The sequence below is a fragment of the Rhizobium phaseoli genome (assembly GCF_003985125.1).
GTDB lineage: Bacteria > Pseudomonadota > Alphaproteobacteria > Rhizobiales > Rhizobiaceae > Rhizobium > Rhizobium phaseoli.
Window position 1 is genome coordinate 1 of sequence record NZ_ML133642.1, and the last position, 1002, is coordinate 1002.

Below are 1002 nucleotides of genomic sequence, written 5' to 3' on the forward strand. Positions count from 1 at the left end.
GCACCGGCAATACATTGGCGAACGTCATATCAGGCGGGTCCGGCAACGACACGCTCGATGGCGGCGCTGGCGCCGACACGCTGATCGGCGGCACTGGCGACGACACCTATATCGTCGACAATGCCGGGGACGTGATTACCGAGAATGCCGGCGAGGGCACCGACGCCGTCAAGACGGCACTCGCAAGCTATACGCTGGGGGCCAATGTCGAAAACCTGACATTCACAGGCACGGTTTCCTTTACAGGTACAGGGAACGAGCTCGACAACGTCATCACAGGCGGCACCGGCGCCGACCATCTTATCGGTGGGCTGGGGGACGACACCTATGTCGTCGACAATGCCGGTGATGTGGTGACGGAGAATGCCGGCGAGGGCACCGACACGGTGAAGACGGCGCTGGCGTCGTACACGCTTGGCGCCAATGTCGAGAACCTCGTCTCTACCGGGACGGCGGCCTTTGCCGGCACCGGCAACGAACTCGCCAATGCGATCACGGGTGGAGTGGGCGCCGATACGCTCGACGGCGGAGCGGGTGCGGACACGCTGACGGGCGGGGCTGGCAACGACATCTATGTGGTCGACAATATCGGCGACGTGGTCGTGGAAGCAGCCGGGGGCGGCACCGACACGATCAAGACGGTACTGAACAGCTATTCTCTGGCGTCCTTGGCGAATGTCGAGAACCTGACGTTCACCGGCACGGGCGACTTCAGCGGGTCGGGCAATGCTGCGGTCAACGTCATCACCGGCGGCGCCGGCAACGACATCCTCGACGGCGGCGCAGGCGCCGACACGCTGGTCGGCGGTGCGGGCAATGACATCTATATCGTCGACAATACAGGCGACGTGGTGACGGAAGCCGCAAGTGCCGGCACCGACACGATCGAGACGGCACTTGCCAGCTACTCGCTGGCAGCACTCGCCAATGTCGAGAACCTGACCTATACCGGCACGGCCGCCTTCACCGGCACCGGCAATACATTGGCGAACGTCATATCAG

Annotated in this window: 1 protein-coding gene; it reads left to right on the forward strand. The window is 63.5% G+C overall.

From position 1 onward, the window contains the following. On the forward strand, positions 1-1002 hold a 1002-nt coding region (locus EFD56_RS32510), incomplete at both ends, for a calcium-binding protein (RefSeq protein ID WP_164736893.1).